Annotated in this window: 17 protein-coding genes and 1 pseudogene; 13 read left to right on the forward strand and 5 right to left on the reverse strand. The window is 61.1% G+C overall.

Translation table 11 applies throughout. From position 1 onward, the window contains the following. The first annotated feature begins 289 nt into the window (after positions 1-289). Entirely contained in the window at positions 290-841 is a 552-nt protein-coding gene (locus MOQ67_RS22465) for an RNA polymerase factor sigma-70 (protein WP_198718010.1), read from the forward strand. A gap of 34 nt (positions 842-875) precedes the next feature. On the opposite strand, the gene MOQ67_RS22470 is transcribed toward MOQ67_RS22465, so the two are convergent. Together MOQ67_RS22470 and MOQ67_RS22475 are read right to left on the reverse strand one after the other, a co-directional pair. Further along, positions 876-1,664 carry a substrate-binding periplasmic protein gene (locus MOQ67_RS22470; protein ID WP_198718011.1) on the reverse strand — a complete coding sequence of 263 codons (789 nt, stop codon included), beginning with the start codon at positions 1,662-1,664 and terminating at the stop codon, positions 876-878. Between the two features lie 93 nt (positions 1,665-1,757). Then, on the reverse strand, positions 1,758-2,381 hold the full coding sequence (locus MOQ67_RS22475) for a TetR/AcrR family transcriptional regulator (RefSeq protein ID WP_198718012.1): 624 nt from the start codon (positions 2,379-2,381) through the stop codon (positions 1,758-1,760). Between the two features lie 153 nt (positions 2,382-2,534). On the opposite strand from MOQ67_RS22475, the gene MOQ67_RS22480 reads away from it, so the two are divergent. The 9 genes and pseudogenes from MOQ67_RS22480 (at position 2,535) to ppnP (ending at position 13,978) form a co-directional block, all read left to right on the forward strand. Further along, positions 2,535-4,313: an acyclic terpene utilization AtuA family protein gene (locus MOQ67_RS22480; RefSeq protein WP_198718013.1), complete on the forward strand. Its 1,779-nt coding sequence runs from the start codon at positions 2,535-2,537 to the stop codon at positions 4,311-4,313. A 75-nt stretch (positions 4,314-4,388) separates the two neighbouring features. After that, the gene (locus tag MOQ67_RS22485; RefSeq protein WP_198718014.1) at positions 4,389-6,005 is read left to right on the forward strand and encodes an acyl-CoA carboxylase subunit beta; all 1,617 of its coding nucleotides are present in this window, start codon (positions 4,389-4,391) and stop codon (positions 6,003-6,005) included. A gap of 315 nt (positions 6,006-6,320) precedes the next feature. Further along, positions 6,321-7,338: pseudogene (locus MOQ67_RS22490) on the forward strand (IS110 family transposase). A gap of 446 nt (positions 7,339-7,784) precedes the next feature. Next, positions 7,785-8,990 (forward strand): ISL3 family transposase, encoded by a 1,206-nt coding sequence (locus tag MOQ67_RS22495; protein ID WP_026139890.1) that lies wholly within the window; start codon positions 7,785-7,787, stop codon positions 8,988-8,990. 192 nt (positions 8,991-9,182) lie between these two features. Beyond that, positions 9,183-10,340 (forward strand): citronellyl-CoA dehydrogenase, encoded by a 1,158-nt coding sequence (atuD, locus tag MOQ67_RS22500; RefSeq protein WP_198717114.1) that lies wholly within the window; start codon positions 9,183-9,185, stop codon positions 10,338-10,340. Next, positions 10,337-11,104, forward strand: a complete 768-nt coding sequence (locus tag MOQ67_RS22505; protein WP_198717115.1) for an enoyl-CoA hydratase/isomerase family protein — start codon at positions 10,337-10,339, stop codon at positions 11,102-11,104. Before atuD ends, MOQ67_RS22505 begins: the two co-directional genes overlap by 4 nt. Continuing rightward, positions 11,101-13,014 (forward strand): acetyl/propionyl/methylcrotonyl-CoA carboxylase subunit alpha, encoded by a 1,914-nt coding sequence (locus tag MOQ67_RS22510; RefSeq protein WP_232925489.1) that lies wholly within the window; start codon positions 11,101-11,103, stop codon positions 13,012-13,014. The genes MOQ67_RS22505 and MOQ67_RS22510 overlap by 4 nt, the downstream gene beginning before the upstream one ends. Before the next feature lie 73 nt (positions 13,015-13,087). Continuing rightward, on the forward strand, positions 13,088-13,630 hold the full coding sequence (locus tag MOQ67_RS22515; RefSeq protein WP_198717117.1) for an exonuclease domain-containing protein: 543 nt from the start codon (positions 13,088-13,090) through the stop codon (positions 13,628-13,630). Positions 13,631-13,693: 63 nt separating this feature from the next. Further along, a complete protein-coding gene (ppnP, locus tag MOQ67_RS22520) occupies positions 13,694-13,978 on the forward strand; it encodes a pyrimidine/purine nucleoside phosphorylase (protein WP_198717118.1) in 285 nt (94 codons plus the stop codon). A 64-nt stretch (positions 13,979-14,042) separates the two neighbouring features. On the opposite strand, the gene MOQ67_RS22525 is transcribed toward ppnP, so the two are convergent. Together MOQ67_RS22525 and MOQ67_RS22530 are read right to left on the reverse strand one after the other, a co-directional pair. Beyond that, on the reverse strand, positions 14,043-14,849 hold the full coding sequence (locus MOQ67_RS22525) for an MOSC domain-containing protein (RefSeq protein ID WP_198717119.1): 807 nt from the start codon (positions 14,847-14,849) through the stop codon (positions 14,043-14,045). A 40-nt stretch (positions 14,850-14,889) separates the two neighbouring features. Further along, positions 14,890-15,825: a chemotaxis protein CheV gene (locus MOQ67_RS22530; RefSeq protein WP_198717120.1), complete on the reverse strand. Its 936-nt coding sequence runs from the start codon at positions 15,823-15,825 to the stop codon at positions 14,890-14,892. A 554-nt stretch (positions 15,826-16,379) separates the two neighbouring features. Between MOQ67_RS22530 and MOQ67_RS22535 the strand changes: the two genes are divergently transcribed. From MOQ67_RS22535 to MOQ67_RS22545, 3 genes are all read left to right on the forward strand, one after another. Then, positions 16,380-16,826 carry a hypothetical protein gene (locus MOQ67_RS22535; protein ID WP_198717121.1) on the forward strand — a complete coding sequence of 149 codons (447 nt, stop codon included), beginning with the start codon at positions 16,380-16,382 and terminating at the stop codon, positions 16,824-16,826. Positions 16,827-17,107: 281 nt separating this feature from the next. Next, complete coding sequence (locus MOQ67_RS22540) at positions 17,108-18,001, forward strand: sensor histidine kinase (protein ID WP_198717122.1); 894 nt, start codon at positions 17,108-17,110, stop codon at positions 17,999-18,001. After that, positions 17,998-18,657 carry a response regulator gene (locus tag MOQ67_RS22545; RefSeq protein WP_198717123.1) on the forward strand — a complete coding sequence of 220 codons (660 nt, stop codon included), beginning with the start codon at positions 17,998-18,000 and terminating at the stop codon, positions 18,655-18,657. The genes MOQ67_RS22540 and MOQ67_RS22545 overlap by 4 nt, the downstream gene beginning before the upstream one ends. Here MOQ67_RS22545 and yegS read toward each other — a convergent pair. After that, entirely contained in the window at positions 18,616-19,536 is a 921-nt protein-coding gene (yegS, locus tag MOQ67_RS22550; protein ID WP_198717124.1) for a lipid kinase YegS, read from the reverse strand. The genes MOQ67_RS22545 and yegS overlap by 42 nt on opposite strands. Between the last annotated feature and the right edge of the window lie 114 nt (positions 19,537-19,650).

Raw genomic sequence — 19,650 nt, forward strand, 5'->3', positions numbered from 1 at the left:
AAGCATCGGGGCCGGCCCTCGCGGGCCAGAAACTCTGTTTATCTAACGCTTGGATCAAGCACCTTGCCTACTGTCAGAATTGACAGTTGTGCCGCTGACCCACGGTCTTGCCGACAGACGGCTGCTTCAAAATCCCTCCAGCCCCACCATCAAATCACTCAACCAATCCGCTTATTGGATTAAATTCCCATTTGACAATAATTATCATTCATCATAATTTACTGCCCGATGTGTAGGAGGCCTCAGCAAGGACGCCCTCCCCTAAGCTCTTTTTGGCAAGGTGATTTCCATGACGGAACAAGTATCCACAGGCAGGTGCGACTCACCGCTGCTCCAGGCATTCGTCGATAATCGGCTGATTCTGGTGAAGATCGCAGCACGTATTACCGGCTGCCGCTCCCGGGCCGAAGACGTCGTGCAGGACGCCTACTTCCGGCTGCAAGCGGCGCCGACGATCACCTCATCGTTCAAGGCCCAATTGAGTTATCTGTTCCAGATCGTGCGCAACCTGGCGATCGATCACTATCGCAAACAGGCCCTGGAGCTCAAATATTCGGGGACAGAAGAGGAAGGCTTGAATGTGGTGATTCAGGGCGCGTCACCGGAAACTTCGCACATCAATTTCAACACCCTGGAGAACATCGCCGACGCCCTGACGGAACTGCCCCAGCGCACCCGCTATGCGTTCGAGATGTACCGCCTGCACGGCGTGCCGCAAAAGGACATCGCCAAGGAACTCGGCGTCTCACCGACCCTGGTCAACTTCATGATTCGCGATGCGCTGGTGCATTGCCGCAAGGTGTCGGGCAGTCACAGCGATACGTTTGCGCGGCGGATCTGAAGCGCGCCCTTGCACATTTTGATCGCCTGCAACCTCAGGGCACTGCGGTCACATCGATGCGGTAGGGCTCGAATATCTTCAGCAACTCGCCGTCATCGCGCAAACGTTTGAGTAATTCGGCAAACGCCGGCCCGCTGATCGGCGCCTTGGGCCGTAGCAAGGCGTAATGGTGGTACACCTGGTCGACGCGCTGCGAGATCAGGAACTGTGCAGCCATATCGGCGTTGCGCACCAGAAAATCACTCAGGTACGAGCGGGTCACCAGGGCGATATCGGCGCGGCCGCGAGCGACCATCAGCAGGTTGCTGTCATGGGAATAGGTCAACGTCGCGTTGAAGTGCTCGGCCATGAACTTGGGGTCGGCATTGAAGTGGGCGAAGGCGTAGTGATAACCGCTGAACACCGCCAGGCGCTTGCCGCCAAGGCTGGCGAAATAACTCTGGTCGCGATCGGGCTCCCGCTGGGCGACGAAGATTTCGGCATCTTCCAGGCCCATGTCGACCGCAGTGTGGGGGATTTTCTGCCAGCCCCAGTCGGGGTTTTCGAAAATCGCCACGTCGACCCGACCCTGCTCAAAATCGCGAAAGCGTCGTGGGATCGAGGTCGGCACCAGCACGAACTGATAGTCGGTTTGCGAGGCGTTCAAGGCTTCGACCAACTGCGGCAGCAACCCGGTGTCGGCGCCCTGTTCGGGGCGCACGGTGTAGGGTGGAAAATGCGCAGCGCCGATCCTCACCAATTGCGCAGCCGAAGCCGGCATCCACGCCGCCGTGCCCAGTGCCCATAAAGTAAGTCCTGCAGCCAATCGCAATGGCGAAAACATTAAGGCACACACCGTTTAACATGCTGATGGCAGTAAGCTAGGCGTTTTCGCCGGTCGAGACAACTTTCCACCGCCAAATTAACAGCCTGCGCCTCAATCAGCCTTCAAAACCATCAACAACGCCTCTTCGGCCAACTGTTCCAGGGTCAGGCTGCCCTCGGCGCGGAACCAAGTGGTGGTCCAGGACAAGGCGCCGGTGAGGAAGCGCCGGGTGATAAACACGTCCCCCTTGATGTAGCCGGCGGCCTTGGCCTCGCCCAGCACCTGCAGCCAGATCGTCTCATACACATCACGCAAGGCGAGCACCTGGGCCTGGCCTTCGGCCGACAGCGAACGCCACTCGTACACCAGCACCGCCATGGCTTCGCCGCTGCCGCCCATAATCGACTGCAATTCGCAGCGAATCAGCGCCAGCACCCGTTCGCGCACGGTGTTCGCTTCTTCCAGCGAAGCGCGCATCAGCGCGGTGTTGTAGTGGATGGTTTCTTCCATGACCGCACGCAGGATCTCGTCCTTGCTCTTGAAGTGATGAAAGATGCTGCCGGACTGGATGCCTACGGCGCCGGCCAGGTCGCGCACGGTGGTACGTTCGAAGCCCTTGTTGCGAAACAGGTGAGCCGCGGTTTGCAGCAACTTGCCCCGGGCACTCTCGGGGTCGGTCAATTGGCCGCCGTCGACCATGGTGCGCATCACCCGCAGGGCTTTTTGCTCATCCATGCTGCTCTCCTCTACTTCTACTGACGTCTTGGGCGGCAATTTAGGCCGTGACTGCCAGCCAAGCAAGCGCTTGGCCGAAAACTGTGCCTGGAGTTTACAAACCAAGCGCTTGCTTGGTAGTCTCGTCACCTGCCATTCGAGGAAGGATTTCTCATGAGCAAGACGGTTCGTATCGGCTGCGCCAGCGCCTTCTGGGGCGACACCTGCACCGCCGCCGCCCAGTTGGTGCATGGCGGCAAGCTGGACTACCTGGTGTTCGACTACCTGGCGGAAGTCACCATGTCGATCCTCGCCGCTGCGCGGATGAAAGATCCCCAGGCCGGCTACGCCACGGACTTTGTCGACGTGCTGACGCCGCTGCTGGCCGAGATCCAGCGCCAGGGCATCCGCGTGATCAGCAACGCGGGGGGCATCCACCCCCAGGCCTGCGCCGCCGCCCTGCAAGCGGCCTGCGATGCGGCGCAACTGCCGCTGAAAATCGCCGTGCTGCTGGGCGATGACCTGCAACCCCAACTCAAACACCTGCGCGGCACCGTCGACATGTTCAACGGCGCGCCGCTGCCGCCGCTGTGCGTGTCCGCCAATGCTTACCTCGGCGCGCCGGGCATTGTCCGCGCCCTTGAGCTGGGCGCCGATATCGTCATCACCGGGCGGGTGGTCGACAGCGCGGTGGTCAGCGCCGCGTTGGTACACGCATTCAACTGGTCGTGGCAGGACTACGACCGCCTCGCCCAGGCGGCCCTGGCCGGGCATATCATCGAATGCGGCGCGCAGTGTACCGGCGGCAACTTCACCGATTGGCGCGACGTGCCAGACTACGAACACATCGGGTTTCCCATCGTCGACGTCAGCGCCGACGGCCAGTTCAGCGTGAATAAAGTCGCGGGCAGCGGCGGGTTGATCAGCGAGCTGAGCGTGGCCGAACAACTGCTCTACGAAATCGGCGACCCGCGTGCCTACTTGCTGCCCGATGTGATCTGCGATTTCAGCCAGGTCAAATTGCAGCAGCAAGGCAAACACAGTGTGCGTCTGCACGGGGCCAAGGGTTTGCCGCCGACCGACCATTACAAGGTCAGTGCCACCTACCCGGATGGCTTTCGCTGCACCGCCAGTTGCCTGATTGCCGGGATCGATGCGGTGGCCAAGGCCGAGCGGGTCAGCCAGGCGATTATCAACAAGACCTCGGAACTGTTCAGCCTGCGCGGCTGGGCGCCCTACACCGAGGTGAATATCGAACAGCTCGGCAGCGAAGCCACCTACGGTGCCCATGCCCAACGCCAGGACTGCCGCGAGGTGGTGGTGAAGCTGGCGGTGCGCCACCCGAGCAAGCCGGCGCTGCTGCTGTTCGCCCGCGAAATCGCCCAGGCCGCGACCGGCATGGCGCCGGGGCTGACCGGTATCGTCGGCGGGCGGCCGACGGTGTATCCGTTGATTCGGCTGTTTTCGTTTCTGATCGATAAATCGTCTTGCGAGCTGGCGATTGATTTCCAGGGTGAGCGTCACCCTTGCGCCCTCCCGGCCACCCACGTACTGGGCACGCTGGCGGCCGCCATCGATCCGCCCAAACCCCAAGGCCGCGCCGACGCCAACGTGCCGCTGGTGAAACTCGCGGTGGCCCGCTCCGGCGACAAGGGCAACCACAGCAATATCGGGGTGATTGCCCGCGACCCGGCATACCTGCCGTGGATTGCCGAAGCCCTGACCCCTGAAGTGGTCGTCGACTGGATGCGCCACGTGCTCGATCCGATCCACGGTCGCGTCGAGCGCTGGTACCTGCCCGGCAGCCACAGCCTCAACTTCCTGCTGGAAAACGCCCTGGGCGGTGGCGGCATCGCCAGCCTGCGCATCGACCCGCAAGGCAAGGCCTTCGCCCAGCAGTTGCTGGAGATCCCTATCGCCGTGCCGCAACACATCGCCGATCAACTCACCTAAAGGAGCGTTGCCGTGGCCTTCGACTCGATCTTCAAAGCCGACCTGCCGGATGTCCTCAAAGGGGAGTCATAAACCATGCCGGTGATCGAAACCCTGATCGACGCCCACAGCCCCGACTTCGCCCGCAACCGCGACGCGCTGCTGGCGAGCCTGCAGCACCTGCGCCTGTTGGAGCAGAACCTGTTGAGCAAGGCGCAGCAAGCCAAACCCAAGTTCGACAAACGCGGGCAATTGCTGCCGCGCGAACGCCTCAACCTGCTGCTGGACCCTGGCGCACCGTTCCTGGAACTGGCCAGCCTGGCCGGCTACAAACTGCATGATGACAAGGACGGCAGCGCCGCCGGCGGCGGGTTGATCGCCGGCATCGGTTACGTCAGCGGCGTGCGCGTGCTGGTGGTGGCGAATAACAGCGCGATCAAGGGTGGCACCCTCTCCCCCACAGGCCTGAAAAAATCCCTGCGCCTGCAACAGATCGCCATGGAAAACCACCTGCCGGTGGTGACCCTCGCCGAAAGCGGTGGCGCGAACCTCAACTACGCGGCGGAGATTTTCGTCGAAGGCGCGCGCAGCTTCGCCAACCAGGCGCGCATGTCGGCCATGGGCTTGCCACAGATCACCGTGGTCCACGGTTCGGCCACGGCGGGCGGCGCGTATCAGCCGGGGCTGTCGGATTACGTGGTGGTGGTACGCGGCAAGGCCAAGCTGTTCCTGGCCGGCCCGCCGCTGCTCAAGGCCGCGACCGGCGAAGTCGCCACCGATGAAGCTCTGGGCGGCGCCGAGATGCACGCGCAAACCGCTGGCACCGCCGAATACCTGGCGGAAAACGACGCCGACGGGGTGCGCATCGTGCGCGAGATCCTCAGCCTGCTGCCGTGGAACGAGCGCCTGCCGCTCATCCCGAAACGCACGTATGCCGAGCCGCTGTACCCCATCGACGAACTGCTCGGGCTGATCCCCGACGACCCGAAAAAACCCTACGACGTCCGCGAAATCCTCGCGCGCCTGGCCGACGGTTCGAACGTCCTCGAGTTCAAGGGCGAGTTCGACGCGCATACCGTCTGCGGCCACCTGCACATCCAGGGCCGCGCCGTCGGCGTGATCGGCAATAACGGCCCGATCACGCCCAAGGGTGCGAGCAAGGCCGCGCAATTCATCCAACTGTGCGACCAGAGCCGCACGCCGCTGCTGTTCCTGCACAACACCACCGGCTTCATGGTCGGCACCGAGGCGGAACAGCAAGGCGTGATCAAGCACGGCGCGAAGATGATCCAGGCGGTGGCCAATGCCCGCGTGCCTAAACTCACCGTGGTGGTCGGCGGCTCCTACGGCGCCGGCAACTACGCCATGTGCGGCCGCGGCCTCGACCCGCGCTTCATCTTCGCCTGGCCCAACAGCCGCACCGCCGTGATGGGCGGCGCCCAGGCCGGCAAGGTGCTGCGCATCGTCACCGAAGCCAAACAACTGAAGGACGGCCTGGTACCCGACCCCAAGATGCTGGACATGCTGGAACAGGTCACCGCACAGAAACTCGACAGCCAATCCACCGCGCTGTACGGCAGTGCGAACCTATGGGATGACGGCCTGATCGACCCACGGGATACCCGCACATTGCTGGGATTCCTGCTGGATATCTGCCATGAAGCCGACATGCGCGCGTTGCAGCCGAACAGCTTTGGCGTAGCGCGGTTCTAAAGTAATCAAGACAACGAAACACTGCGTTTGCTCTGCTGTTGCTCTGCTTTTGATTTTGATCTTAGGCGCCCCGTTAAACCACGCTGGCCGAACGCAGGCTTGAATCCGTGGGCAACCCGGCAGGACGCCGGGTTAGCCGTCCTGGGCCAAGGATGGCCCATGACGGCGGCCCACGGATTCAAGCCGGAGTGAGGGCACACCGAGCACTAGCGAGGTGCCGAGTGGTGGGGCAAGAGCCCTAATGAGATGGTCAGCCCGGCGAGAACCTCAGGTCTACACTACTGAGGTTCTCACTTTTCCTGAGGAGGTTTTCTCATGAACAGCGTAACGCTTCTAGGCATCGACATTGGCAAGAACAGCTTCCACTTACACGGCCAGGACGCACAAGGCCATCAGGTACTGCGCAAGAAGCTCAATCGAAGCCAGTTGCTGCCATTACTTGCACAAATGCCCCCCCTGCAAAGTCGCCATGGAATCCTGTGGCGGGTCACAGTTTCTTGCCAGAGAAATCACCAAGCTCGGTCATCAGGTCCAACTGATAGCGCCGCAGCATGTGAAGGCTTACGTCACCGGCAACAAGAACGACTTCATTGATGCCGAGGCTATCTGTGAGGCCGCATCACGTCCCAGAACGCGCTCTGTACAGGTCAAGTCGGTTGATCAGCAGGTGTTGTCGACCGTGCATAAACTGCGTAAATCACTGGTGAGTCGGCGCACTGGAGTGATCAACCAGGTGCACGGGTTCTTACTGGAGTTTGGCGTTATCTTTCCCGCTGGCTATGCCGCGCTGGATCGGGTTCCTGCATTGATGGAAGAGCACAATCTACCGCTGCGCCTGCGGCAGGCTATTAGTCGGATGCTTGATGACATTCGTCAATTGACCAGCGAAATCAAAGCACTGGATATCGAGATCAAGCAGCAGGTGAACGGGAGTGACGCTGGCAAAAGATTACAGAGCATCCCCGGCATAGGCCCCCTCATCGCTAGCGCGCTGGTGGCCGATGTCGGGGACGCTTCGATATATAAATCGTCCCGAGATTTTTCGGCTTCGTTGGGGCTGGTGCCACGGCAATACTCAACCGGAGGGCAAACCACGCTCCTGGGTATCAGCAAGCGCGGGGATCGGTATTTGAGAACCTTGCTGATGCAGGGCGCCCAAACCCTGCTTTATCGAATCGATAAGCGAAACGACGCCCTTGGAGTCTGGGCCAGAAACCTACTGGCTCGGAAACCGCTTAACAAAGTTGCCTGTGCGCTGGCTAATAAAATGGCCAGGATTGTCTGGGCGCTGCTGACCAAAGGTGGCACCTACAACGGGCATTTCACCGTGTGACCCAGCTTTACCACCGGCTTTTGCGACGTCAGTAATTGATGGCGATAAACGGCAGATACCCTGGCTGAGAACCTGATAAGCAAAATAGCTTTCGAAGCTGAAGCGCTTTTAAGGACAGGCAGGAGCGAATACTCATCAAGGGCCGAACGCGTAACCGCGCTCACAAGGAGCCCGGATACATTAGCGCAAGCCTGATTTACCGTTCATCGTGACTGGATAGCAAAAGGTGGGCTGACCATACATTTGGTTACTTTTGGGGCTCTTTTCCAAAAGTGACCCGCTGTAAGAGCGGAACCTATAGCAGCCGTTACCGCAGCAATGGATATGTACTCAACTCAACCCAAAAAAATGGTTCTTCACGGAATCCCGGGAAACACAGAAACAAGAACGCCGATTTGATGGATGATGTTCGTGCGAGCAAACACATCTAAAAAACCGGCGTTCTTATGCGCAATATTAATACTTTCCTTCCTTTTTGGGAGGGCTTTTCTGTCGTTGCGATCAAACCTGACGGCGATGCCCTTCAAATCGATCTGATCCCCCAGGCCACGCGATTTCCCACCTGTGGTGGCTGCCAAAAGCTCTGTTCAACAACTCATGAGTACTGCGATCGAGTCGTGCGTGACTTGCCGATTCTCGGTCGTGCAGTCCGCCTCAACGTGCAGCTCAGGCGTGTTAGTTGCCGTGATTGTGGCAAGCGCATGGAGGTCGTCAGTTGGCTGGATCGCTATGCCCGCATGACGCGCCGGCTGGCAGAGGCCGTTATTCAAGCCTGCGAACGCCTTCCTACACTGCATGTTGCGCAAATGTTCGGGCTGCACTGGGACACCGTTCGGTTGCTGGAGCGGCGCGCTCTGCAAGCGGCGTTGAGTGCCTTACCCAAGGCCCAACCACGGCGCTTGATAATGGACGAGTTCGCGTTATTCAAAGGTCATCGCTACGCCAGCGTGGTGTTGGACGCTGATACTCGGCGAGTGCTTTGGATCGGCGAAGGCCGTAGCCGAGCGGCAGTCAGACCGTTTTTCGAAGAGCTGGGGCCAGAAGGGTGCGCCCGAATTGAAGCGGTAGCGATGGACATGAACACGGCTTATGACCTGGAGGTTCGCCAACACTGCCCAAAAGCACGGGTGATTTATGACCTTTTCCATGTGGTCGCCAAATATGGCCGAGAAGTGATTGATCGTGTTCGCGTTGACGAGGCGAACCGATTGCGCCATGACAAGCCCGCTCGAAAGATCATAAAGCAAGCGCGATGGTTGCTATTGCGTAACCCGGAGAACCTGAAAAAGCCGGAACAGCAGGTTCATTTACAGGATCTGCTGGCCGCTAACCAATCGTTAATGACGGTCTACTTGATGAAGGCCGAGCTCAAAATGCTCTGGGCGCCGAGCGATGCCTGGGACTGGAGATCAGCCTGGAAGCAGTGGCTGCGTCATGCTCAAGAAAGCGAAATACCCGCACTGATCCAGTTCGCAAAGCGACTAAAAGGCTACTGGCGGGGCATCGTGAGCCGGGTACGCTGGCCAATGCACACCGGTCAGTTGGAAGGAATAAACAATCGAATAAAGGTCATCAAACGAATGGCGTACGGTTACCGGGACAGCGAATTCTTTTTCATGAAGATCAAGAGCGTCTTTCCCGGCAATCCGTGAAGAACCAAAAAAATGGTCGGCCCAGAGGCCGCCATCGGGGGCAAGCCCCCTCCCACATTTGGAGCGAGGTGAGCCCAATTTCGAGCGAGGTGAGCCCATTGGATATCTACCCGCTGTAAGACCGTCAGCAAACCAGCTCCCGCAGATGGAGCCATGCACACCCGAAGAACGCCCACAGGGAGAACAATAAAAATGATCTTCACCCAAGAACACCAGGCACTGCGCCGCACCGTCCGCGCCTTCGTCGACCGCGAGATCAACCCCCACGTCGACGCATGGGAAAAAGCCGGCCGCTTCCCCATCCACGACCTCTTCCGCAAGGCCGGCGACCTCGGCCTACTGGGCATCTCCAAACCCGAACAATTCGGCGGTATGGGCCTGGACTACAGCTACTCAATCGTCGCCGCCGAAGAATTCGGCAGCATCCACTGCGGCGGCATCCCCATGTCCATCGGCGTACAGACCGACATGTGCACCCCCGCCCTCGCCCGCTTCGGCTGCGACGCACTGCGCGAAGAATTCCTGCGCCCGGCCATCAGCGGCGAGCAAGTCGGTTGCATCGGCGTCTCGGAAGCCGGCGCCGGGTCCGATGTGGCCGGGCTGAAAACCCAGGCACGCAAAAATGGCGACGACTACGTGATCAACGGCAGCAAAATGTGGATCACCAACTCGCCGAGCGCCGACTTCATGTGCCTGCTGGCCAACACCTCCGACGACAAGCCGCACATCAACAAGTCGCTGATCATGGTGCCGATGAACACGCCGGGGATCAGCGTCAGCCCGCCCTTGGAAAAACTCGGCATGCACAGCTCCGAGACCGCCCAGGTGTTCTTCGACGACGTGCGCGTGCCGCAACGCAACCGCATCGGCCACGAAGGCGCCGGTTTCATGATGCAGATGCTGCAATTCCAGGAAGAACGCCTGTTTGGCGCGGCCAATATGATCAAGGGCCTGGAGTCCTGCATCGACAGCACGATCGAATACTGCAAAGAGCGCCAGACCTTCGGCAAAGCACTGATCGACAATCAGGTGATTCACTTTCGCCTGGCCGAACTGGCCACCGAAATCGAATGCCTGCGCGCCCTAGTCTACCAGGCCACCGAGCAATACATCAAGGGCCAGGACGTCACGCGCCTGGCCTCCATGGCCAAGCTCAAGGCCGGGCGGCTGGGCCGCGAAGTCAGCGACAGTTGCCTGCAATACTGGGGCGGCATGGGCTTTATGTGGGACAACCCGGTGGCCCGCGCCTATCGCGATGTGCGCCTGGTGTCGATTGGCGGCGGCGCCGACGAAATCATGCTGGGCATTATCTGCAAACTGATGGGCACCCTGCCGGGGAAAAAACCATGAACACCCTGCTGCTCGAACCCCATAACGGTGTGCTGCACATCACCCTCAACCGGCCGCAAAGCCGCAACGCGATGAGCCTGGAGATGGTCAATGAACTGCGTGCGGTGCTGGCGCAGTTGGACGATCAGGTCCGCGCCCTGGTGATCAGCGGCGCGGCCGGGCATTTCTGTGCCGGGGCGGACGTCAAAGACCTGCTCAGCGCTGACGACAAGGCGCAATTGCAGGCGTTGAACCGCGCATTCGGCACCTTGCTGCAGGAAGTTGAAGCCGTGCCCCAAGTGGTGATCGTGGTGCTGCAAGGCGCGGTGCTGGGCGGCGGCTTTGGCTTGGCGTGCGTCAGTGATATCGCGCTGGCCGATCACCAGGCGCAGTTCGGTTTGCCGGAGACCAGCCTGGGCTTGCTGCCCGCGCAGATCGCGCCGTTTGTGGTCAAGCGCATCGGTTTGACGCACGCACGCCGGCTGGCGCTGACGGCGGCGCGGTTTGATGGGGTCGAGGCTGAACGGTTGGGGGTGGTGCATTTTGTCGAGCGCGATCCGCAGGCGTTGGCCGAACGCCTGGATGAAGTACTGGGCCAGGTGTTGCGCTGCGCGCCGGAGGCCAATGGGCGGACCAAGGCGTTGTTGCTGGCCAGCGTGGAGCAACCAACGGGGGCGTTGTTGGACCAGGCCGCCGCGTGGTTCGCTGAAGCGGTGATGGGCGAAGAAGGGCTCGAAGGCACCCAGGCCTTTGTGCAAAAGCGCAAGCCACGGTGGGCCGAATGAACAAGATCCTGATCGCCAACCGCGGCGAAATCGCCTGCCGCATCCAGCGCACCGCCCAGGCATTGGGCTACCGAACCGTGGCGGTCTACAGCGACGCCGACGCCCAGGCCGCGCACGTGCAGATGGCCGACGAAGCCGTGAATATCGGCCCGGCGCCGGTGCAGCAGTCCTACCTGAATATTCCAGCGATCCTCAGCGCGGCCCACCGCACGGGCGCCGACGCGGTCCACCCCGGCTACGGCTTTCTCTCTGAAAACCCCGATTTCGCCCGCGCCTGCACAAGCGCCGGGCTGACCTTTATCGGCCCCAGCGTCGAGGCCATTGAGCTGATGGGCAGCAAACGCCTGTCCAAACTCGCCATGCTCGAGGCCGGCGTCCCGTGCATCGCCGGCTATCAAGGCCGCGCCCAGGACGACGCCACGTTGCAAAATGAAGCCGAACGCATTGGCTACCCGCTGATGATCAAGGCCAGCGCCGGTGGCGGCGGTCGCGGAATGCGCCTGGTGCATCAGCGCGAACATTTGCATGAGCAACTGCGCACCGCCCGCTCCGAAGCCCTGAATGCGTTCGGCAGTGACGAACTGATCCTGGAACAGGCGCTGATCGAGCCGCGCCACGTCGAAATCCAGCTATTCGGCGACAGCCACGGCAACCTGATCTACCTCGGCGAACGCGACTGCTCGGTCCAGCGCCGCCATCAAAAAATCATTGAAGAAGCGCCCTGCCCGGTGATGACCTCAGCCCTGCGCCAGGCCATGGGCGACGCGGCGCTCAAGGCCGGGCGTGCGGTGAATTACGTCGGCGCCGGCACGGTGGAGTTCCTGCTCGACCGCGACGGCCGGTTCTACTTCCTGGAAATGAACACGCGCCTGCAAGTCGAACACCCGGTCACCGAGTTGATCAGCGGCCTCGACTTGGTCGACTGGCAACTGCAAATTGCCGCCGGGCAACCGCTGCCGTTAACGCAATCTGAGGTCAGCCTCAGCGGCCACGCCATGGAAGTGCGCCTGTACGCCGAAGACCCGGCCCAGGGCTTTTTACCGCAGACCGGCACGGTGTTGCGCTGGGAACCCGCCGCAGGTGTGCGGATTGACCATGGTGTTCTGGAAGGTCAGCGCATCAGCCCGTTCTATGACCCGATGCTCGGCAAGATCATCGCCCATGGCGCCACCCGCGAGGAGGCGCGGCGCAAGCTGCTGCGCGCCGTGGAGGACAGCGTGCTGCTGGGCGTGACGACCAACCAGCAGCTATTGGCCGACCTGCTCAAGCACCCGCAGTTTATCCAAGGCGATTTCAGCACCGCGTTGATCGCCGAGCACTTCAGCGACATTCGCCGCACGAACGCAACCGCCGAACAGTTGGCCCTGGCGGCCGCGCTGTTTTATCAACACAGCGCTCAGGCCCATGCCCCGGCTCTATCGGGGTGGCGTAACAGCGCTGACGTGCCGTGGACCTATCAGTTGGCCGTCGACGATGAGGTCCAGGACATCACGGTCAGCGTCCTGGCCGACCATCGTCTGCAAGCCAACGGCATCGAGATCCGCCACCTCAGCAGCGACGGCCGCTGGGCCACCGCGGTGATCGACGGCATCCGCCGCCGCAGCGCCTACCACCTCGACGGCGCCCAGCTGTGGCTACCCGGCGTGAGCGTGACCAACCGCACCCAACACGTCGCCAGCCGCCAGCCGCCGGCCAGCGGCGGCATGGTCAAGGCACCGATGGACGGGGCCATCGTCGAGGTGCGCGTGCGTGCCGGTGAACGCGTGACCCAGGGGCAACTGCTGCTGGTACTCGAAGCGATGAAAATGGAGCATCCGCTGAAGGCCGGCATCGACGGCGTGATCAAGGCCGTGCTGGTCATGACCGGCGATCAGGTGCGCAATCGCCAGGTGTTGCTGGAGATCGAATAAAGCCTGGGCGGAACTACACGGCCGGGCTACGCTCTATCCCCATCAGGACGGGAAGAGTACGGGAACCTGCACGATGCCTCATTGGCTGATTATTGACCTTGAAGCCACAACGGATGAAGGCGGCTGGCCCGTGACAGAGATGGAAGTCATCGAGATCGGCGCGAGCCTGGTCAACCGCCAGGGTCGCGAGCGCGATCATTTCCAGCGCTTTGTGCGGCCGCAGCGTCGGCCATTGCTGACGCCCTTTTGCCGCAAGCTGACCCATATCACCCAGGCGAATATGGACGGCGCTGCGCCCTTCAGCGAAGTGTGGGCGCTGTTCGAGCGCTGGCTGGGCCAGCATCAGGCGCGCCTGGAAGGCTGGGCCAGTTGGGGCGACTACGATCGCCAGCAGCTCGAACTGGAGTGGCAGCGCCATGGCCTGAGCAGCGCGCTGGCCCAAACCCCCCATGTCAACCTCAAGCAACGCTTCGCCAAGGCCCGGCGCCTGGACAAGCCACCGGGGCTCAATGGCGCCCTGCAATTGGCGGGGATGCAGTTCCAAGGCCAGCAACATCGGGCGCTGGAGGATGCGCGCAACACCGCACGCCTGTTGCCGCTGATTTTGCCGGTCTAGGCAGCTCCCCTGCCCTTGGGCATACTGGCTGACCTTTCCAGACCCTTTTCCGAGGATTCGCCCATGTTTAAAGTCAACGAGTACTTCGACGGCACCGTCAAGTCGATCGCTTTCGGCACCGCAGAAGGTCCGGCGACCATCGGCGTCATGGCCCCGGGCGAATACGAATTCGGCACCGCCCAGCGTGAAATCATGCACGTAGTGTCCGGCGCCCTGAGCGTCAAACTGCCCGACAGCAGCACCTGGGAAACCTTTGCCGCCGGCAGCCTGTTCCACGTTCCGGCCAACAGCAAGTTCCAGTTGAAGGTCGCCGTCGACACTGCTTACCTGTGCGAATACCGCGGCTAAGCGGTTCCCCCGCGAAAAAAAAATGCCCGTCTCCTGCGAGACGGGCATTTTTTTGGCAGGCGAATTACTCGAGGACAGTCACCGGCATGCCCACTTCGAGGCGGCCCACGCCATCGTTGACCAGGTTCTGGCCGAACATCGCGCCGTCTTCGGTCTTGCGATAGGCCTCCAGCGTCACGAAGGGTTCGCGGTCGGCACTGCGCTCGCCGGTGTGCGGGTCGATGGTGGTGAGAATGCAGCGTGAGCACGGTTTGACCACGCGAAACTCAACATCGCCGATACGCAGGCGTTTCCAGCCGTCTTCGGCGAACGCGTCGGCGCCGTCAATCACCAGGTTGGGGCGAAAACGCAGCATGTCCATAGGCCGGCCGACATGCCGGGACAGGTCGTCCAGGGAGGCCTGGCCGATCAACAGCAACGGGTAACCGTCGGCAAATGCGACCTGATCATCGTCCTTGCCATAACCGGCTTGTGTGGTGCGAGCGCGCTCCAGCGGGACGTGTACCAGCCGCGTCGGCTTGCCGATAAAGTCGCTGACCCAGGCGCCGGCTGCATCGCCCGCATCCGGCACGCGCAAGGTGTCGCGCCAGATGGTCACACCGCGCAGCTCGGCCTCGCTGCCGGGCAGCGCCACGTCCAGCGCCGCGTAGCCAGGCGAACTGAGGGTCAGGCCACCGCTGCGGTTCCACAGCGTCGACAACTGGCTCATCTTCGCCACGGCGCGCTGCGTCAAAAAGCGCCCGCTGGCCTCGTCCACCAGCATCCAGCGTCGATCACCGTCCAGGCCGAGTTTATCCAGGCCGATCTGCTGCAAGATTTCAGCCTTGCCGGATTTCAAGGGGTAACGGTACAGCGCGCTGAGACGAAGCATGGGCCTGCATTCCTGAGGGGGCAAAACCGTCACCCTAAGGTCAAGCCGATACGACGTCCAGCATCAGTCGCTCGCGCACCACATCTACCAGCTTGTCCGGCTGGAATTTGGACAGGAAATTGTCGCACCCGACCTTCTTCACCATCGACTCGTTGAAGCTGCCCGACAGCGAGGTGTGCAGCACCACGTACAGCCCACGCAGGCGCGCGTCGCTGCGGATTTCGGTGGTCAGGCGGTAGCCGTCCATCTCGGGCATTTCGGCGTCGGTGAAGATCATCAGCAATTTGTCGGTCATCACCTGGCCGGTGTCGGCCCAGGCCTTGAGCATGTTCAGCGCCTTGAGGCCGTCGCTGGCGATGTGCATTTTCACCCCCAACTGGCCCAGGGTGTCGCGTAACTGCGACAGCGCAACATTGGAGTCGTCCACCAGCAGCACTTCACGGCCACGGGCGCGTTCCAGTATCGGGTCATCGAGTTTTTCGCGGGAGACCTTGGCGTTGTACGGCACGATCTCGGCCAGGACTTTTTCCACGTCGATGATTTCCACCAACTGGTCATCGACCTTGCTGATGGCGGTGAGGTAGTGCTGGCGCCCGGCGCTGGTCGGCGGCGGCAGGATGGCTTCCCAGTTCATGTTGACGATGCGGTCGACGCCGCCCACCAGGAACGCCTGCACCGAGCGGTTGTACTCGGTGACGATGATGGTGCTGTTAGGCCCCGGCACCAACGGGCGCATGCCGATGGCCTGGGACAGGTCGATCACCGGCAGGGTCTGGCCTCGCAGGTTGACCACGCCGCACACAAACGGGTGGCGCTGGGGCATCAAGGTCAGCTTGGGCAGTTGCAAGACTTCCTGCACCTTGAATACGTTGATCGCGAACAGCTGCCGCCCGGCCAGGCGAAACATGAGAATCTCCAGGCGATTCTCACCCACCAGTTGCGTGCGTTGATCTACCGTGTCGAGAATGCCGGCCATTAAAAGCTCCTGATATGCGCGCAGGTCGCGCTAAGGGATTATGCGGTTCACTAAGCTTGTTATCGGCGGCAAGCGCCAGACCTTGACCCCTGTAAAGTGCCACGCAAATCGATTGATGTCACACTGACATCATGCTTTACTGCGCAGGCCTCATTATTTGGCAAAACGGCAATATTGCGCGACATTTAAATCGACGCGAGGTTCCGCCGTGTAAGGGATTCCCCTATGCGCAATCAGGTCCAACCTGATATTCGCGATATCTAATAGCCATTAATGTGACGCCATTCTCATTGCATGAATGGAGTCAGGCTTTTGTTTGCCATCGCAAGCCCACGGCCCACCGGTCTTACAGACACTCACGTGTCGGCAATCGAAGTTGTGCAATCGACCCGGATGACGAGGACGGTTCGCGCCTCGCACGATCATTCAAATAAACGTCCTACTAAAATCTCAGAAGCGACCTACAGATTTCAGTCATCTTTCAGCGGTAGTTTTACGCCATTCACGCGGTGCGACATCTCATCACCCGACCTTACGTTGTGGAGACTTGCCTGATGAATAGCGCGAACGAGTGGCAAACTGCACTTCCCGAGTTCCTGCTGGAGGCCGAAAAGCTGCTGAGCAAGTCGGAAGAGTGCCTGAGCCATCTGCATTTGATTCGTAATGACAGCGATGCCATCGACTGCATGAATTACAGCCTGACGAAGCTCGCCGAAAAAGCCGACGACCTCGCCTTGCAGGCGATCAGCGAGTTCTCGCGGCATATCCAGTACCTGATTGCCAACGCAGAGAGCCCTTTGCAACTGCACGACCAGGCTCTCGATGCCTTGCACAATTGCCTGACATTACTGGCGTGGCAACTGGAGCTGATCGACACCCGCACCGGTGAACTGCGTTTGGACGAAAGCGAACAAACCTCACTGATTGCGACGGTCACTCTCCAGATCCCGCAAAAGGACTTCGCCAATAAGCCACAGCAGCGCCTGCTCCATGTCCCATGAAAGGCTGCACCGTTAACCGCTAAGGTGTCGCTTTTATCCAGCGTCTTGCCCAAAAACGACAAGAATAACTAATGTGCCCTGCAATAAGTTGCAGGCAACCAAGTTGCCTGCGCTATAAAGACAATCGATACAAAACAACCGCCGATAGACAACTTTTCTGAATAGGCATGCGCCCCACACTGTACGAATGACGCCTGGCGACCAACGGTAAGCAAAGTGGTACCATGCCGCCCTCGAAGTGACCCAACTTCATGATGCATAAAACGTGAAAAGCATCCGCTATGTACGCCAGCCTCAAGTCACTCCTCGCCAAATCCGCCTCCCGCAGCAATGCCCGTCGACTGGTTCTCGTGTTGTGCCTGTGCTCGCTGTTGCTGGGGCTGTGGGCCTACGCCCGCTCCGCCCCCTTGCCGTTGACGGTGCTGCTACTCAACCTGGCCACCCTGGTGGTGTTGGGCCTGCGGCATTGGAATTCACGTAAATCGATCAAGTTCCAGCCCCAGGAACTGGCCGACCGCCTGTTGCAGGTCCAGGAAAACGAGCGGCACCGCCTCAGCCGTGAGCTACACGACGATATCGGCCAATTGCTCACCGCCGCCAAGCTGCAAAGCGAATGGCTCAAGCGCCGCCTGCCGGAAGACCTGCAGGGCCAATGCACGGTGCTGTGCAACACCCTGAACGAGACGCTGGCCAAGGTGCGCGACGTGTCCGCCATTCTCAACCCACGCCAGTTGGCCAGCCTGGGTCTGGAAGCCAGCCTGCGCGCGCACCTGCTCAAGACCCTGGAAAACACGCCGATTCACTGGAGCCTGGAATGTCAGCAGCGGCTGACCGGCATTCCCGAAGAAATGGCCGTGGCCGCTTTTCGCATCACCCAGGAAGCGGTAACCAACATGCTGCGCCATGCCCAGGCGCAAAACCTGCTGGTACGCCTGCAACGCCTGCCCCAGGGCCTGTCGCTGTTTATCAGTGATGACGGCCTGGGCTTTTCGCCCGCCATCAACCCAGGCCTGGAAGGCCAACGGGGCATGGCCGGCATGTCCGAGCGGATTGATCAACTGGGGGGCTCGTTGTCCGTCAGCAGCCAGCCAGGCAAAGGCACGCGGATCGAGGCGCTTTTCCCCTGGGCGCCGCGCGCCCTCGAACGGGCCAGTTCCCGGAAGGTTCTCGAGTGACCCGCACTTTACTCCTGGTGGATGACCACGCACTGATCAGGGCCGGCGTACGCGCACTGGTCCAGGATATTCCCGGCTACACCGTGATTGGCGAAGCCAGCGATGGTGCACAGGTGCTGGAAACATTCAGCGCCCTATTGCCGGATATCGTGCTGCTGGACCTGTCGATGAAACACACCGGTGGCCTGGATGCGTTGCGTCAACTCAAGACGGCCTATCCCAAGAGCAAGGTGCTGATCCTGTCGATGCACACCGACCCAGAGCTGATCATGCGTGCGCTGGAGTCCGGCGCCCACGGCTACCTGCTCAAGGACACCACCGCCAACGAGCTGGAGCAAGCACTGCTGGCGCTGAGCAACGACGAGCGCTACCTGAGCCCGGCGATTGCCCACACCGTGATCAAACAGGCGCTGGTGCGCAACCAGGCCCCGGCCTCTGCGGTCGCCCACAACCATAATCTCACCGCTCGCCAACTGGAAATCCTGCGCCTGATCGTGCGCGGCAAATCCACCCGGGAAATCGCCCACGGCCTGGGGCTGAGCATCAAGACCGTAGAAGCCCACCGCTCGCAAATCATGAAGCGCCTGCAGATTTTTGATGTGGCGGGCCTGGTGTTATTTGCCGTGCGCGAGCAGATCATCAGCCTGGACGACTAGCGGCGAGCCCGGCGGCAAGTGCACGCGCAGGGCCTTGGGCACGATCTCGAAGTGCAGGTCATCGCCCTCCAGCGGTTCGCCATCAAGGTTGATGTACAAGCCTTGCGCGACCTTGATGTTGACCCACGGCAGGCGCGCGCGGACAAACATGGTGTCCAGGCCCCAGCCATTGTTCATCAGTTCACGCAAGGTGCCGACCACTTCCTGGGGCGCCGGCAAAATGCTGATATCCAGCAACCCATCGTCCACCAGTGCGCCAGGGCACAGCACATGCCCACCGCCTGCCTGGCGGCCGTTGCCGATACCCAGCGCGAGCAGCTCGCCTTTCCAATGGAAACCCGGGCCTTCCAGCTCGCCATACGCCGCTTTCAACTCGCTGAAGCGCGACAAACCGGTGAACAAATAGGCCGCGCCGCCCAGCACTTTCTTCAGCTCTTCGGAGGTGTTGGCGGTGACCTGGCTGCCAAAACCACCGGTGGCCATGTTGAGGAAGACTTGCCCACCGACGCGGCCGAGGTCGATCGCCCTGGCCGGCACGTCCAGCAGCGCCAGGGCCTGGTCGGGCTGCAGCGGTACACCGGCGGCGCGCGCAAAATCATTGGCGGTGCCCAAAGGCATCAGCACCAGGCTGGCGTCGGTCTCGGCCTGGGCCATCGCCTCGGCCACATCACGCAAGGTGCCGTCACCACCGCCGGCAATGATGCGCGTGTACCCGCCGTCGAGGGCCTCTTTGACCAACCGCTGTGCGTCGCCGCCCTCCCACGTCACCCGCACCGCCAGCTCCCAGCCCTGCTCACGCCGAGCCAGCACGGCGGCGCGCACCTCCTCGTTGAGGGCTTGCTTGCCGTGGAGGATCAACAGGGCTTTGTGGGCGGTCATGGGGGAACTCTCCTGGGGTCAAAGGTACTTGAAGGATGTTGACCTTTGAGGAGATGAAAAAAGCCATCGGGTTTGGAATTTAATTGGCCGCGGGCAACACCCAGCGCCTACCGT

The organism is Pseudomonas sp. LY-1, assembly GCF_053502595.1.